A 13,538-nucleotide genomic window follows, 5' to 3' on the forward strand; every position below is an offset into this window, starting at 1 on the left:
GGCGCGCTCGTCGTACGGCTCCTACCCTGGGGCCCGTGACATCGGACAACAGGCCGCTGGCCGTCTTCGACCTCGACAACACCCTGGCGGGCACCGCGCACCGCCAGCACTTCCTGGAGCGCAAGCCCAAGGACTGGGAGGCCTTCTTCGCGGCGGCGCCGGACGATCCGCCGCTCGACGAGGGCGTCGCGCTGTGCCGCGAGGCGGCGCAGGAGTGCGAGGTGGTCTATCTGACCGGGCGGCCGGAGCGGTGCCGGCGGGCGACCGTGGAGTGGCTCGCCGAGCAGGGACTCCCCGAAGGGGCGGTCCACATGCGGCGCAACCGCGACTTCCGCCCGGCCCGGGTGACGAAGGTGGAGATCCTGCGCCGGCTCGCCGCCGACCGCACGGTGAGGATGCTGGTCGACGACGATCTGGCAGTCTGCGATGCGGCGGAGGCGGCCGGCTTCCGGGTCGTGCGCGCCCGGTGGGCGGAGCCCTCCGAGACGCTGCGGGTGGCCCAGGAGAAGGAGGGCCGTACCTGAGCGGGTCCGCCGCCGGCGGTCGGCCCGTCGGGGGGAGGGGGCTCCTCAGGCCTCGTCCTCCAGGCGGAAGCCGACCTTCAGGCCGACCTGGTAGTGCTCGATCGCTCCGTCGACGATGTGGCCGCGCACCTGGGTGACCTCGAACCAGTCGAGGCCCCGCAGGGTCTGCGAGGCGCGGTTGATGCCGTTGCGGATGGCCGCGTCGACGCCTTCGGTGGAGGTGCCGACGATCTCGGTGACGCGGTAGGTGTGGTTCGACATGGGGGCGGAGCTCCTCTCGGTGCGTTCCCTCCACGGTGCCCCAGGGTGCGTCGGCCCGCGACACGACGGGGGCCGGTCGGCGTCCGGGAGCTACCGAAGGTAAGGGCTCGGCCTGCCCGACCTCGGGTCGGAACGGGATGGTCCAGGACTTGACCATCCCGTTGGTCCAGACCAGAATCCAGGCCACATACCCGCGCGAACACCCCGTTCGGTCCCCCCATGTCGGGTCAGCCCCCCATGCCGCACGCCCCTGTGCTGAACCGCAGAAGGTGACCCACGTGAAGAACCGCCATCTCGCCTGCCCCCTGGCAGTCGTCACCGCGCTCGCCCTCGCCGGCTGCGGGATGCTGCCGGGCGGAGGCGGCCGGACGAAGACCGTCAACATCTGGCTCATGAGGGACAGCGTCAGCGAGGACTTCCTCACGCGCTTCACGGAGGCGTACGAGGACGAGCACGACGACGTCGAGCTCAACGTCACCATCCAGGACTGGACCGGCATCGGGAAGAAGGTCACCGAGGCCATCGAGGGCTCCGGCGGACCGGACGTCATCGAGGTCGGCAACACCCAGGTCGCCCAGTACGCCGACACCGAGAAGCTCTTCGACCTCACCCTGGAGTCGGTGCGCGACCTCGGCAGCGAGGACTGGGTGCCCGGCCTCGCCGAACCCGGCAGCATCGGCGGCTCCCAGTACGGCATCCCCTGGTACGCCGCGAACCGCATCGTCATCTACAACAAGGACCTCTTCGACGACGCCGGCATCGACGCGCCGCCGGCCACCCGCGCCGAGTGGCTCACCGACACCGAGAAGCTCAACCAGGACGGCAACCAGGGCATCTACCTCGCCGGACAGGACTGGTACACCCTCGCCGGCTTCATCTGGGACGAGGGCGGCGAGCTCGCCGTCGACAAGGGCGGCGAATGGACCGGCGCGCTCGATTCCCCGGCCGCCCGACGCGGCATGGCCTACTACAAGTCGCTCCAGTCCCTCGGCTCCGGCCCCAAGAACGCCGACGAGCAGAACCCGCCGCAGGCCGACGTCTTCGCCAAGGGCGACGTCGCCCAGCTCATCGCCACCCCCAGCGCCGTCGCCGCCATCCTCAAGGCCAACCCGGCGCTCAAGGACAAGCTCGGCTACTTCCCGATACCCGGCGCCAGGGCCGGCCAGCCCTGCGCCGTCTTCACCGGCGGCTCCGACCTGATCATCCCGGAGAACGCACCCCAGCGCACCGCCGCCATCGACGTCGTCAAGGCGTTCGCCGGCGAGAAGTGGCAGTCCGAGCTCGCCCGCACCATGGGGTACGTGCCCAACAAGAAGAGCCTCGCCTCCGTCGTCGCCAACCAGGAGGCCACCGCCGTCATGGCCAAGGGCGCCGTGCGCGGCCGGGCCACCCCCAACTCCCCGCAGTGGGCCAGCGTCGAGGGCGACAACCCCATCAAGCCGTACATGACGGCCGTCCTCATGGGCGAGGACCCCCTGAAGGCCGCCAAGGAGGCCTCGGACGCCATCACGGACACGCTCGCCGAATAGCATTCAGCCTTCGCACACCGGCGATCCCCCGGACGGCCAACTCGAATCCAGCCGGTCACGGAAGAAGTAGGGAGCCGGGCCACCGCGCAAGCGGCCCGGCCCGCCCCGTCCGCTTCCGTCCGCCGGAGGAGCCCGCCATGACCGCACCGACTCCCACGCTCGCCGTCTCCGCACCGACGCCCCTGCTCGCCGTCCCCGCGCAGCCCGCCGGCCCCGCGGAACAGCAGGAACCCACCCCCCGGTACGTCGTCGGCCTCGCCCGCCACCAGGAGGACGTACGGGCCGCCCAGCGGCTGCGCCACCTGATCTTCGCCGGCGAGATGGGCGCCGTGATCGACGGCCCCGAGCCCGGCCTCGACACCGACGCCTTCGACGCGTACTGCGACCACCTCCTCGTCCGGGAGGAGACCACCGGCGAGGTCGTCGGCACCTACCGCATCCTGCCCCCCGAACGGGCCGCCGTCGCAGGCCGCCTCTACTCCGAGACCGAGTTCGACCTCACCCGCCTCGCGCCCATCCGGCACGACCTCGTGGAGGTCGGACGCTCCTGCGTCCACCCCGCCCACCGCAACGGCGCCGTCATCGCCCTCATCTGGGCCGGACTCGCCCGCTACATGACCACCACCGGACACGACTGGCTCGCCGGCTGCTGCTCCCTTCCCCTCGCCGACGGCGGCACCCTCGCCGCCGCCACCTGGGACACCGTCAAGGCCAAGCACCTCGCGCCCGAGGAGTACTGGGTCACCCCGCACAAACTGTGGAGCCCCGACGGCATCACCCGGCCCGAAGGCCGCACCGAGCTCCCGCCGCTGCTGCGCGGCTACCTCCGCCTCGGCGCCTGGGTCTGCGGCGCCCCCGCGCACGACCCCGACTTCGGCGTCGCCGACCTCTACGTCCTGCTCTCGCTGCGCCGCACCAACCCGCGCTACCTCCAGCACTTCCTGTCGCTCGCCCCGGCGCGGTGAACGGGCCCACGGCACCCTCGCCGTGGCTCCCCACGGCACCCTGTACCCCGGGCCGCTGCGCCGCCCACCCGCACACCGGCGGTGACCCCGAGGCCGCCGGGGCCGCCCTCGCCGTGCTACGACTGGCGGCCGGGACCGGCGCCGTCCTCCTCGGTCTGCTCCTCGCTCCCGGCACCGGGCTGCTCCCGCCCGCCGTCCGGCTCGCCCTCGTCCGGTCCTGGGTACGGGCGGTGGTCCGCGCCTTCGGCGTACGCGTCCGGTACGCGGGCGACGCCCCGGCCGCGGGCCCGCTCCTCGTCGTCGCCAACCACGTCTCCTGGCTGGACATCCCCCTGGTCGCCGCCGTGCTGCCCGGCCGGATGGTCGCCAAGGCGGAGGTGCGCCGCTGGCCGGTCCTCGGGGTGCTCGCCGCACTCGGCGGCACCCTGTTCCTCGACCGGGACGGGCTCCGGTCCCTGCCCGGCGCCGTACGCGCGATGACCGGGGTGCTCGCGACGGGCGGCCGGGTCGTCGTCTTCCCCGAGGGATCGACCTGGTGCGGCCGGGCCGGCGGACGCTTCCGGCCGGCCGCGTTCCAGGCGGCGCTCGACGCCGGGGCCGACGTCCAGCCGGTACGGATCGACTTCCGGCCCGCCGGGGCGGCGGCCTACGTCGGCGACGACCCGCTCGGCGCCTCGCTGTGGCGGGTCGTCACCACCCGCCGCCTCACCGCGGAGGTCCGGCTGCCGGAGCGGATACCCGCCGCCCGGCACCCGGACCGGAGGTCACTCGCCGCCGCCGCTCAGCGCGCCGTCGCGAGCGACAGCGCGAACCTGCCCGCACCATCCGTCCACCAGCGGTCCAGATCCAGGTCCGCCTCCGCGAGCTCGGCCCGGACACCCGCCTGACGGAACTTCGCCGACACCTCCGTACGGATCTCCTCGCCCGCCGCGAACGGCACCACGAGATCCAGCTCCGGGATCTTCACGGTGAGCGCGTGGCGGGCGCGCAGCCGCATCTCGATCCACTCCCGATCGGCGTCCCACACCGCCACGTGGTCGAACGCGTCCGGGTCGGCGTCCGCGCCCAGCTCCCGGTCGATCACGGACAGCACGTTCTTGTTGAAGGCGGCCGTCACCCCGGCCGCGTCGTCGTAGGCGGCGACGAGCGTCGCCTCGTCCTTCACCAGGTCCGTGCCCAGGAGCAGCGCGTCACCCGGCGAGAGCATCGCCCGCACCGAGCGGAGGAACGTCCGCCGCTCCGCGGGCAGCAGGTTGCCGATCGTGCCGCCGAGGAAGGCGACCAGACGCGGCCCCGGCGTGCCGGGCAGCCCCAGCCCCCGGGTGAAGTCGGCGACCAGCGCGTGCACCCGCAGCCCCGGCCGTTCGGCGAGCAGCGACTCGGCCGCCCCGGTCAGCGCGGACTCGCTGACGTCCACGGGGACATAGCTGTCCAGACCCGGGAGCAGCGCGTCGATCAGGAACCGGGTCTTCTCCGAGGAACCGGAGCCCAGCTCCACCAGGGTCCTGGCGCCGGTGGCGGCGGCGATCTCCGGGGCCCGCTCCGCCAGGATCTCCCGCTCCGCCCGCGTCGGGTAGTACTCGGGCAGCCGGGTGATCTCCTCGAAGAGCTCACTGCCCCGGGCGTCGTAGAACCACTTCGGCGGCAGCTCCTTGGGGGAGCGGGTCAGTCCGTGCAGGACGTCGGCGCGCAGATCGGCGCCGGCGGCGTCGTGGGCGAGGGTGCGGGTCAGCTGGAACGGGCTCACGCGGACGGCTCCTTGAGCGGGGTGAGGGTGACGTCGGTGCGGGTGGCGGTCACGAGCGTGTGCGCGGGCACTTCCCGCCAGCGCGGATCGGCGTCGTACGGTTCGGAGGCCACGACCACCCGGTCGGGACCCGTCAGGTACCAGAGGCTGTCCCCCCAGGTCGTCGCGGCGATCGTGACGCCGTCGGTCAGCAGCAGGTTCAGCCGGGACCCGGGCGCCGCCGCGGCGGCCTCCCGCACGGTGTCCGAGAGCGCCCGGCCGGGCGCGTCCCCGGCCCGCAGCCGGTGCAGGACGAGCGCCCACAGCAGCGCCGAGTCGGTACGCGCCTCCAACGAGAGGAGCTCCCCGGCCGGGAGCGTGCCCGCCGGCGTGGCCAGGGAGCCCGGCCAGCCGGTGACCGCCCCGTTGTGGCTGAACAGCCAGGGCCCGCCGCCGAACGGCGCCGCCGCGGCCTCCCCGTCCGCGCCCGGCAGCGTGGCACTCCGTACGGCGGCGAGCACCGCCCCCGAGCGCACCACCCGGGCGAGGTCCGCGAAGGACAGGTCGCCCCAGATCGGTCCGGCCCGCCGGTACCGCGCGGGCACCGGATCGCCGTCCGCGTACCAGCCCACGCCGAAGCCGTCGGCGTTCACCACCCCGCTGGCCTGCGTACGGGGCTCCCACGACTGCCGCAGCAGCGCGTGCTCCGGCCGCAGGACCAGCTCGCCGAGCGCCACCGGATCGCCCACGAAGGCGATGTGACGGCACATCAGTCGAGCTCCGCGCTGCGCGCCGTACGGAAGCCCGAGAAGATCTGGCGCCGCACCGGCAGGTCCCAGTTGCGGAAGGTGCCCCGGCAGGCGACCGGATCCACCGCGAACGAACCGCCGCGCAGCACCTTGTGCTCGGGGCCGAAGAACACCTCCGAGTACTCCTTGTACGGGAAGGCCGTGAACCCCGGATACGGCAGGAAGTCGCTCGCCGTCCACTCCCACACGTCGCCGATCAACTGCCGTACGCCGAGCGGCGAAGCACCCTCCGGGTAGCTCCCCGCGGGGGCCGGCCGCAGGTGCCGCTGCCCGAGGTTCGCGTGCTCGGGACCCGGATCGGCGTCGCCCCACGGATAGCGCCGCGAACGCCCGGACACCGGGTCGAACCGCGCGGCCTTCTCCCACTCGGCCTCCGTCGGCAGCCGCCGCCCCGCCCAGCGCGCGTAGGCGTCCGCCTCGTACCAGCTCACGTGCAGCACCGGCTCGTCCTCCGGCACCGGCTCCGTCACACCGAACCTGCGGCGCAGCCACCGCGCGCCCTCCCGGTGCCAGAACAACGGCGCACCGATGGAGTGCTCCCTGATCTGCGCCCAGCCCTCCGGCCGCCACCAGCGCCGCTCCGTGTAGCCGCCGTCCGCCATGAAGGCCAGATACGCGCCGTTGGTGACCGGCGTGGTGTCGATGTGGAACGCGGGCACCAGCCGGGGATGCGCCGGCCGTTCGTTGTCCAGCGCCCACGGCTCGTCCGAGGTTCCCATCGTGAACGGGCCCCCCGGCACCAGCACTTCGGGCGGCAACGGCCCGGAGCGCCGCACCGGCGGCGGGGGAGCGGACAGCGCCGCCGGCCCCTTCCTCAGCTGGTGGGTGATCAGCATCGTCTCGTCGTGCTGCTGCTCGTGCTGGGCGATCATCCCGAACGCGAAACCGGCGTCAAGGAGCGGCCGCCCCTCCAGAGGGGTGCTCTCCAGCACGTCGAGCACCCGGATCCGTACGTCCGCCGCGTACGCGCGGGCCTCACGGGGAGCGAGCAGCGGAAGGGACGGGCGGGTGGCCCGCGGATGCTCGAACGCGTCGTAGAGCGAGTCGATCTCGGGCCGCAGCGCGTCACGCCCCGCGACGGCCCGCCACAGCCACTGCTCCTCCTGGTTGCCGATGTGCGCCAGGTCCCAGACCAGCGGCGACATCAACGGAGAGTGCTGCGCCGTCAGTTCGCCGTCCTCCACACAGGACGTCAGGAGCGCCGTCCGCGCCCGCGCCGCGGTCAGCGCGTCGAGGGCACGCGTACGCAGCGCCTCCGGATCCGTTCCACCGGTCATGACGTCACCGCCTGGAGCTCGTCGGCCGGGCAGCTCCCGGGGATCACGTACCGTTCCTGGAACGCGGCGACCGCGCGCCGCACCGTCTCGCTCGCCCCGACCCGCGGCAGCGCGTCGAGCGCGACCGCGAACACGGTCCGCGCGGCGGCGTGCAGCTCGGGATCGGTCAGGCCGTCACGGGCCGCCGCGGACCAGAGCGGATTGCGCGGAGCGGGTCCCGTACCGGCCCGCTTCCCCAGCGGTTCGAGCGCCCGGTACACGGTCTCCGCCGCCGCCGGGTCCTCGAACACGGCCGTCGTCACGGCCACCGGCACCATCCAGCCGTCGGGACCCTGCTGCGCGTCGACCATCCGCAACTCCAGATGACCACGGGGTCTGACCGGCGGGAACAGCGTCGTCACGTGGTAGCGGAGATCGTCCGCGTCGGCCGGGCGCGGCAGACCCGTCCGCAACCACTCCCGGAACGTCAGCCCCTCCGGCACCGCCCACGGGCCCTCGTCGGCCCGCACGCACAGCACCGGGGTGTCGAGCACATGAGCCGCCCACTCCGTGCGCGGGTCCCCGTCCGGCGGAGGCGCCAGCGCCCGCACGGGGTCGAGATCCGCCCACAGCGCCTGCCGCGTCGAACGCCAGCCGGTCCGGCGGCCCCCGTGCACGGCCGAGTTGGCGAACGCCGCCACCAGCACCGCGCCCAGGAGATGGGCGAACCGCCAGCGCCGCTCGTAGCCCAGGGGCCCCTCGTCCTCGACGCCCGCGTCGAGACAGATCTGCACCGACGCCGAGTCGCACATCATCGCCCGACCGGCCGAGCCGGTGCGGCCGAGCGCCGTCTCCATCGCGTCGTAACGGGGCTCGTGCAGCACCCGCTCGCGCGGCGCGAGCCACGGATCCACCCCGTACCCGCTGAGCGTGAGACCGAGCGGCCCCAGCGCGCCCCGCACCGCCCGCAGGTCGGCCGCGAGGGAGTCGAGGCACTCCATGAGGGAACCGGCCGGACGCGAGCTGAGCTCCAGCTGCCCACCGGGTTCGAACGTCAGGAGCGACACCAGCGGCAGCGACCGCACGGTGTCGACCGCCGCCGCGAGCCTCGGCGGCCGTACGGGCGTCCGAGGGTCCCGCAGGTCGTGCACCAGCCACTCCAGCTCCGCGCCCACCGTGCGGGGCGGGCCGGTCTTGAAGCAGATACATCGCAGCAGGTCCTCGGCCTCTCCCTCACTGAGAGGGGGCCCGCCGCGCGGTATGCCGCTCGACTCCATCCGTGCACCTCCAGGTCATGGGGACACGCCCCGGGAAGTCGCTGCTTCCACCTAAAGCCACCTCCGACCGGCATGCAAGAGCGCCCCAGAGGCCCCGCGTGCTCCCCCTGTGCCCCACTTCGGCCGAAACCCCTTCCCCCACCCGCCCCGCCCGCCCCCTCCCCGTCCCGCACCCCGCGAAATCCCGTTGCCCCGTCGGGGACGAAACGATCATCCTGACGGCATGAGCGCACGACTGCGCGCGATGGCGCGGCAGACCGAGGAGATCGTGGCCGCGGGCCACTACCAGGCCCCGGACGGACGAACCGTCTCCCTCACCGAAGACCTGGCCGCGGCCCTGTCGGGAACCCGCCTCCACGGCCCCGACCCCGTCGCCGTCACCCCCGACACCGACCGCACGCCCACCCTCGACGTCACCGGCGAGAGCAGCCTGGCCGCGGCCCGCAGGATGACCGAGGCCGACGCATCCCGCCCGGTGGCCGTCCTCAACTTCGCCTCGGCCCGCAACCCCGGCGGCGGCTACCTCAACGGTGCCCAGGCCCAGGAAGAGGCCCTGTGCCGCTCCTCCGCCCTCCACGCCACCCTGCTGCGCGCCCCCGCCTACTACGCCCACCACCGCGCCGAACGGGACGCCTTCTACTCCGACCGCGTCATCCACTCGCCGCGCGTGCCGGTCTTCCGCGACGACCGCGGCGCCCTGCTCGCCGAACCCTTCACGGTCGGCTTCCTCACCTCGCCGGCGCCCAACGCGGGCGTCGTCCGCCGCACCACCCCCGACCGCGCGCACGAGCTGCCCGCGGCCCTGGCCTCCCGCGCCGAACGGGTCCTTGAGACGGCGGCCGCGGCCGGCTACCGGCGGCTCGTCCTCGGCGCCTGGGGCTGCGGCGTCTTCATGAACGACCCGGAGATGGTCGCCGGCACCTTCAAGGCCCTGCTCACCGACGGCGGGCGCTTCGCCGGCCACTTCGAGGAGGTCGTCTTCGCCGTGCTCGACCGCTCCTCGGGCACCAGGACGCTCGCCGCCTTCGCCCGAGTCCTCGGCCATACGCCCTGACATGCGGCTTTCCCACCCCCGTGCCAGGCTGAGGGGATACGGACCACAGTCCGACACCCCTCACGGGAGGCACGATCGTGGGCAAGAAACAGACCCGGACGAACCGGGGAGCCCGTACCGGCGGTCATGAGCACCGCACCGAGGCGGCGGCGAAGGAGCAGACCGCGGCGGCTCCGAAGCGAGAGACCACGATGCCGCTGGTGGAGCACGCGTCCCACCGCAAGGAACGGAAGTTCGGCCACAACTGAGGCAGAGCGAGGCGGGGAGCCGACGGGGGACGTGACCGGGGCCCGGCGCCGTGAAGCCGCCGGGCCCGGCCCCTCACCCCGCGTGGCGCGCGGTCATTCCGCGTCGCCGATGGAGATCTGTACGCTCTCCTCCACCAGGGTTGCCGGCTGAGCCGGCACGGCCGTCCCGGCCGGGTTCATCGTGGCGAGCAGCTGCCGGGCCAGGCCCAGCCCGGTGCCGCCCATGGTGAGCGCCTTCGCGAAGACGTCCGCCATACCGTCGGCACCGTTGAGCAGCACCATCTGGTCGACGTTCCCGAACGCGGACGCGCCGGCGGAGACGATCTCCGGCCACTTCTCCGCGAGTTGCTGGGCGACGACGGCCTCCTGGTTCTCCGCGAGGGCCGCCGCCCGCGCCTTGATCGACTCGGCCTCGGCCAGACCCTTCGCGCGCGTGGCCTCGGCCACCGCGAGGCCCTTGGCATGCTGGGCCGCCGCCTCGGCCTCACCGGTGAGACGCGTCGCCGTCGCCCGGGCCGCGCTCGCGAGTTCGGTCTCCTTCGCCTCGGCCTCGGCGGCGGAGATACGGGCGTCGCGTTCGGCCGCGGCGAGCGTCCTGGTCTCGTAGGCCATGGCGTCGGCGGGCTTGCGGACCTCCGCCTGGAGCTGCTGCTCCTTGCGGTGTCCCTCCAGCTCGGCGACCCGGGTCTCCTGGACGACGACCTCCTGGCGGGAGGCCGCCTCGGCCAGCGGGCCGGCCTGACGCGCCCGGGCCGAGGCCTGGTCCCGCTCGGCCTGGTAGCCCGCCTGGAGGATCTCGCTGTCGCGGGTCGCCTCGGACATGCGGGCCGCGGCCTGCTGCTCCGCCTCGGTGGCCCGCCGGTTCGCCTCCGCCTGCGCGATCCGCGCGTCCCGCTGGACGGCGGCGGCGTGCGGGGCGGCGAGGTTCTTGATGTAGCCGGTCGGGTCCTCGATCTCGTGGATCTGCAGCGAGTCGACGATCAGACCGAGCTTCTCCATCTCCGTGCCACAGGCCGAACGGGCCTGCCCGGTCAGCTTCTCCCGGTCACGGATCATGTCCTCCACGGTCAACCCACCGACGATGGCGCGGAGATGACCGGCGAAGACGATGTGCACCCGTTCGGACATGAGCTTCTGCTGGTCGAGGAAGCGGCGGGCGGCGTTGGCGATCGACACGAAGTCGTCACCCACCTTGAAGATCACCACACCGCGGACCTTGAGCGGAATGCCCTGGTGAGTGACGCACTCGACGGACAACTGCGTCTCGTTGAGGTCGAGCGACAGCTTGCGCACCGCCTGGACGCCAGGCATGACGAGGGTGCCGCGGCCTGTGACGATGCGGAATCCCATCCCCGCGCCCAGGCCTTCGTTCTTGTGGTTGGAACCGGAGATGATCAGCGCCTCGTTGGGTTCCGCGACGCGCCACATCATCTTGAACACGGTGATCACGACGACGAAGGCGCCGACGACGACGCCCGCCAGAATGCCGATGCCCATGGGCAAGGTCCCCCTTCACCGGAGCCGAGCGGACCCGGTGAAGGGAGTGTGCGCCCGTGACGGGCGCACACTCAACGGTTCGGTCAACTGTCGTACGCGGCTGTGACATAGACGGTGCGTGGAGGGAGATGTTCCATGACCATCACGACCGTTCCGGTCTCGATCCGCTCCTTCGGAGTCGCCGGGTAGGCGAGGAAGTGCTCGGCGCCGCCCCGGATCCGGACGATCACCTCGCCGACGAGGCCGGGGCCGACGGTGCCGGTCACCCGGCCGAGCAGTCCCACCATCGCGGAGTCCATCGACGCGTCGTCCATGTCTGAACGGTACGTCAGATCCATCCGTCCAGCGCGGACATGAACCCGTCGAAGGCGTCCCGGTGGACGGTGTGCCCGGCCCCCGCCACCGTACGGACGACGAAGCCGCGGTCCGCCAGCATCCGGGCGGCGCCGGGCGGGACCAGCAGGCTCGGGTCGGCGAGCGTGACGAGGGACGGGACGACCGCGCCGGACGGCCACATGTCGGCGCCCCTGAACTCCTCCAGCGCGTACGCCGTCCGCTCGTCCCAGTCCCGTACCGACGCCATCTCCATGTCGACGTCCTCGTCCGGCCAGTGGGGGTTGAATCCCCTGATCTGCTCCCGGGTCATCGTCCTGCCCCGGACGAAGAGGTCGGCCCGGTAGCCGCCGGGCCCGGCCCCCAGGTGCCAGGCCGGGTCGGAGTAGACGGCCCGGGCCGGCTTCAGCCGTTCCACCGCACGGACCAGGGCGAGTGCCCCGAGCGAGTGGCCGACGGCCAACTCCGGTCCGACGGGGAGGGACTCGACGATGTCGTCGGCGTAGTCGTCCGGCCGGTACCGCTCCGCCCCGGACGCCCGCCCGCTGGCCCCGTGCCCCCGCAGGTCCACCGCGATCACCCGGTAGCCGCGCTCCGCGATCGCCGGTCCGACCCGCCGCCAGGTGCGGTGGTCGGCCATGAGGCCGTGGACGAGCAGGGCGGTCCGGTCGCCGGACCCCCAGGTGGTGGTGTGCAGGCGCACGGCGCCGTCCTTCCCTCGTGCCCGGTGGTGCGCGGCGGACGCCGACCTGGGTCAGCGCACGCTGCGGATGGGGCGCACGGCGAGCGCGCCGAGTACCGACAGTACGGCCGCGATCAGGAAGAGCGCCGTGTATCCGCCACTGAGCGAGACGACGAGCGAGGCCACGAACGGGGCGACGATCTGCGGTCCCGCGTTGGCGACGTTGAGGACGCCCATGTCGCGGGCGGCGTCCTCGGCCTTCGGCAGCACCATCGTCACCAGGGCGGTGTCGACGGCCATGTAGCAGCCGAAGCCCAGGCCGTTGACGGCGGAGAAGGCGAGCATCGCCGTCCAACTGGTGGAGACGGCCGGGATGAGCAGGGCGACGGCGGCGAGCGCGGCCGAGGCGCCCACGAAGAGCTTGCGCCGGTCGTAGCGGTCCGAAAGCCAGCCGCCGAGCACCGTGGACACCACCATGGCGACCGAGTTGAGCGGCATGAGGATCGCCACCGCCTCCTCCGGGGTCAGCCCGGCGGGCAGGTCGGTGTGGTCCTTGAGGATGTACAGCTGGAATCCGGCCACCGCGAAGTAGCCGAGGACCAGGAGGGCACGTCCGATGAACGCCCAGCGGAAGTCGTGGTCCTTGAGCGCGCTGCCGAAGGCCGCGATCTGCTCCTTGACCGGCAGCGCGGCCTTCGGGGGCATGCGCTCCTCACGGGCGCAGGTGGTGAACAGCACGGCGGTGGCGGCGACGAGCGCGCCGAAGACCAGGTAGCCGGTGCGGTAGTCCTCGGAGAAGGCGGCGCCGACGAGGGCGCCGATCGTCGAGCCGATGGGCAGGCCGAGGCCGACGGCCGCCGACGCCTTGCCCCGCGAGGCGACGGGCACCCGGTCGGGCACCACGGAGGTGATGGCCGCCTGGTAGAAGTTCATGACGGCCTGCCCCAGGCACCAGGCGATGGTGACCAGCAGGATCGTGTGGACGCTGCCGAGCAGCAGCATCACCGGCAGGGCCAGCAGGCCGCCGGCCAGGATCCACGGGTTGCGCCGTCCCGAGCGGTCCGAGAGGGCGCCGGCGACCGGGTTGAAGACGGTGGCGAAGATCGCGGATATGCCGGAGACGAGGCCGAAGTTCGCCACCTTGTCCGCCGGGTCGATGGCCTCGATCTGGAGCGCGAGCAGCATGCCGGGGACGCCGATGTACAGGGCGTACATCGCGGTGTTCCCGGCGAGGAGCAGGGGCAGCAGGCCGCGCGTCGGCCGGGGGCCGGCGGGGGAGCCCGCCGTGCCGGCGGCGGGGCCTGGGGTAGTGGTGCCGGAGCCGGTGCCGGGGGAGGAAAGGGCCACGATGCCCTCCTGGGGAGATCGCCCGACGAG

Annotated in this window: 15 protein-coding genes; 6 read left to right on the plus strand and 9 right to left on the minus strand. The window is 73.2% G+C overall.

Annotated features, from left to right (window positions below):
- Positions 1 to 35: 35 nt before the first annotated feature.
- Positions 36 to 524 (plus strand): LNS2 domain-containing protein, encoded by a 489-nt coding sequence (locus tag MRBLMG1_RS28655; RefSeq protein ID WP_367827029.1) that lies wholly within the window; start codon positions 36 to 38, stop codon positions 522 to 524.
- A gap of 45 nt (positions 525 to 569) precedes the next feature.
- On the opposite strand, the gene MRBLMG1_RS28660 is transcribed toward MRBLMG1_RS28655, so the two are convergent.
- On the minus strand, positions 570 to 785 hold the full coding sequence (locus tag MRBLMG1_RS28660) for a dodecin (protein ID WP_367827030.1): 216 nt from the start codon (positions 783 to 785) through the stop codon (positions 570 to 572).
- A gap of 278 nt (positions 786 to 1,063) precedes the next feature.
- Between MRBLMG1_RS28660 and MRBLMG1_RS28665 the strand changes: the two genes are divergently transcribed.
- The 3 genes from MRBLMG1_RS28665 to MRBLMG1_RS28675 all read left to right on the plus strand — a co-directional run bounded on the left by MRBLMG1_RS28665 (position 1,064) and on the right by MRBLMG1_RS28675 (position 4,166).
- Entirely contained in the window at positions 1,064 to 2,314 is a 1,251-nt protein-coding gene (locus MRBLMG1_RS28665; protein ID WP_367827031.1) for an extracellular solute-binding protein, read from the plus strand.
- A gap of 137 nt (positions 2,315 to 2,451) precedes the next feature.
- The gene (locus MRBLMG1_RS28670) at positions 2,452 to 3,279 is read left to right on the plus strand and encodes a GNAT family N-acetyltransferase (RefSeq protein WP_367827032.1); all 828 of its coding nucleotides are present in this window, start codon (positions 2,452 to 2,454) and stop codon (positions 3,277 to 3,279) included.
- Complete coding sequence (locus MRBLMG1_RS28675; protein ID WP_367827033.1) at positions 3,276 to 4,166, plus strand: lysophospholipid acyltransferase family protein; 891 nt, start codon at positions 3,276 to 3,278, stop codon at positions 4,164 to 4,166. The genes MRBLMG1_RS28670 and MRBLMG1_RS28675 overlap by 4 nt, the downstream gene beginning before the upstream one ends.
- On the opposite strand, the gene egtD is transcribed toward MRBLMG1_RS28675, so the two are convergent.
- From egtD to egtA, 4 genes are read right to left on the minus strand one after another with little or no spacing between them, the layout of a single operon-like run.
- Positions 4,061 to 5,026: an L-histidine N(alpha)-methyltransferase gene (egtD, locus tag MRBLMG1_RS28680; protein WP_367827034.1), complete on the minus strand. Its 966-nt coding sequence runs from the start codon at positions 5,024 to 5,026 to the stop codon at positions 4,061 to 4,063. The genes MRBLMG1_RS28675 and egtD overlap by 106 nt on opposite strands.
- The gene (egtC, locus tag MRBLMG1_RS28685) at positions 5,023 to 5,775 is read right to left on the minus strand and encodes an ergothioneine biosynthesis protein EgtC (RefSeq protein WP_367827035.1); all 753 of its coding nucleotides are present in this window, start codon (positions 5,773 to 5,775) and stop codon (positions 5,023 to 5,025) included. Before egtC ends, egtD begins: the two co-directional genes overlap by 4 nt.
- Positions 5,775 to 7,091, minus strand: a complete 1,317-nt coding sequence (gene egtB / locus MRBLMG1_RS28690; RefSeq protein WP_367827036.1) for an ergothioneine biosynthesis protein EgtB — start codon at positions 7,089 to 7,091, stop codon at positions 5,775 to 5,777. The genes egtC and egtB overlap by 1 nt, the downstream gene beginning before the upstream one ends.
- Entirely contained in the window at positions 7,088 to 8,347 is a 1,260-nt protein-coding gene (gene egtA / locus MRBLMG1_RS28695) for an ergothioneine biosynthesis glutamate--cysteine ligase EgtA (protein ID WP_367827037.1), read from the minus strand. Before egtA ends, egtB begins: the two co-directional genes overlap by 4 nt.
- Before the next feature lie 223 nt (positions 8,348 to 8,570).
- On the opposite strand from egtA, the gene MRBLMG1_RS28700 reads away from it, so the two are divergent.
- A complete protein-coding gene (locus MRBLMG1_RS28700) occupies positions 8,571 to 9,401 on the plus strand; it encodes a TIGR02452 family protein (protein WP_367827038.1) in 831 nt (276 codons plus the stop codon).
- A gap of 77 nt (positions 9,402 to 9,478) precedes the next feature.
- A complete protein-coding gene (locus MRBLMG1_RS28705) occupies positions 9,479 to 9,649 on the plus strand; it encodes a hypothetical protein (protein ID WP_367827039.1) in 171 nt (56 codons plus the stop codon).
- A 93-nt stretch (positions 9,650 to 9,742) separates the two neighbouring features.
- Here the strand turns inward: MRBLMG1_RS28705 and MRBLMG1_RS28710 are convergent, their stop codons facing one another.
- The 4 genes from MRBLMG1_RS28710 to MRBLMG1_RS28725 all read right to left on the minus strand — a co-directional run bounded on the left by MRBLMG1_RS28710 (position 9,743) and on the right by MRBLMG1_RS28725 (position 13,508).
- The gene (locus MRBLMG1_RS28710) at positions 9,743 to 11,146 is read right to left on the minus strand and encodes a flotillin family protein (protein ID WP_367827040.1); all 1,404 of its coding nucleotides are present in this window, start codon (positions 11,144 to 11,146) and stop codon (positions 9,743 to 9,745) included.
- 83 nt (positions 11,147 to 11,229) lie between these two features.
- Complete coding sequence (locus tag MRBLMG1_RS28715; protein WP_366306345.1) at positions 11,230 to 11,460, minus strand: hypothetical protein; 231 nt, start codon at positions 11,458 to 11,460, stop codon at positions 11,230 to 11,232.
- Between the two features lie 14 nt (positions 11,461 to 11,474).
- Positions 11,475 to 12,182, minus strand: coding sequence for an alpha/beta fold hydrolase (locus MRBLMG1_RS28720; RefSeq protein WP_367827041.1), 708 nt, complete (start codon positions 12,180 to 12,182; stop codon positions 11,475 to 11,477).
- A 51-nt stretch (positions 12,183 to 12,233) separates the two neighbouring features.
- Positions 12,234 to 13,508, minus strand: coding sequence for an MFS transporter (locus MRBLMG1_RS28725; protein ID WP_367827042.1), 1,275 nt, complete (start codon positions 13,506 to 13,508; stop codon positions 12,234 to 12,236).
- Positions 13,509 to 13,538 lie beyond the last annotated feature (30 nt).

Source organism: Streptomyces sp. LMG1-1-1.1, assembly GCF_040815545.1.
Lineage (GTDB): Bacteria > Actinomycetota > Actinomycetes > Streptomycetales > Streptomycetaceae > Streptomyces.

Bases quoted from the DNA above. Each gene is read 5' to 3' on its own strand.
- MRBLMG1_RS28660 (WP_367827030.1), bottom strand. From the start codon at position 785: ATGTCGAACCACACCTACCGCGTCACCGAGATCGTCGGCACCTCCACC.
- MRBLMG1_RS28670 (WP_367827032.1), top strand. From the start codon at position 2,452: ATGACCGCACCGACTCCCACGCTCGCCGTCTCCGCACCGACGCCCCTG.
- egtC (WP_367827035.1), bottom strand. From the start codon at position 5,775: ATGTGCCGTCACATCGCCTTCGTGGGCGATCCGGTGGCGCTCGGCGAG.
- egtB (WP_367827036.1), bottom strand. From the start codon at position 7,091: ATGACCGGTGGAACGGATCCGGAGGCGCTGCGTACGCGTGCCCTCGAC.
- egtA (WP_367827037.1), bottom strand. From the start codon at position 8,347: ATGGAGTCGAGCGGCATACCGCGCGGCGGGCCCCCTCTCAGTGAGGGA.
- MRBLMG1_RS28700 (WP_367827038.1), top strand. From the start codon at position 8,571: ATGAGCGCACGACTGCGCGCGATGGCGCGGCAGACCGAGGAGATCGTG.
- MRBLMG1_RS28710 (WP_367827040.1), bottom strand. From the start codon at position 11,146: ATGGGCATCGGCATTCTGGCGGGCGTCGTCGTCGGCGCCTTCGTCGTC.
- MRBLMG1_RS28715 (WP_366306345.1), bottom strand. From the start codon at position 11,460: ATGGACGACGCGTCGATGGACTCCGCGATGGTGGGACTGCTCGGCCGG.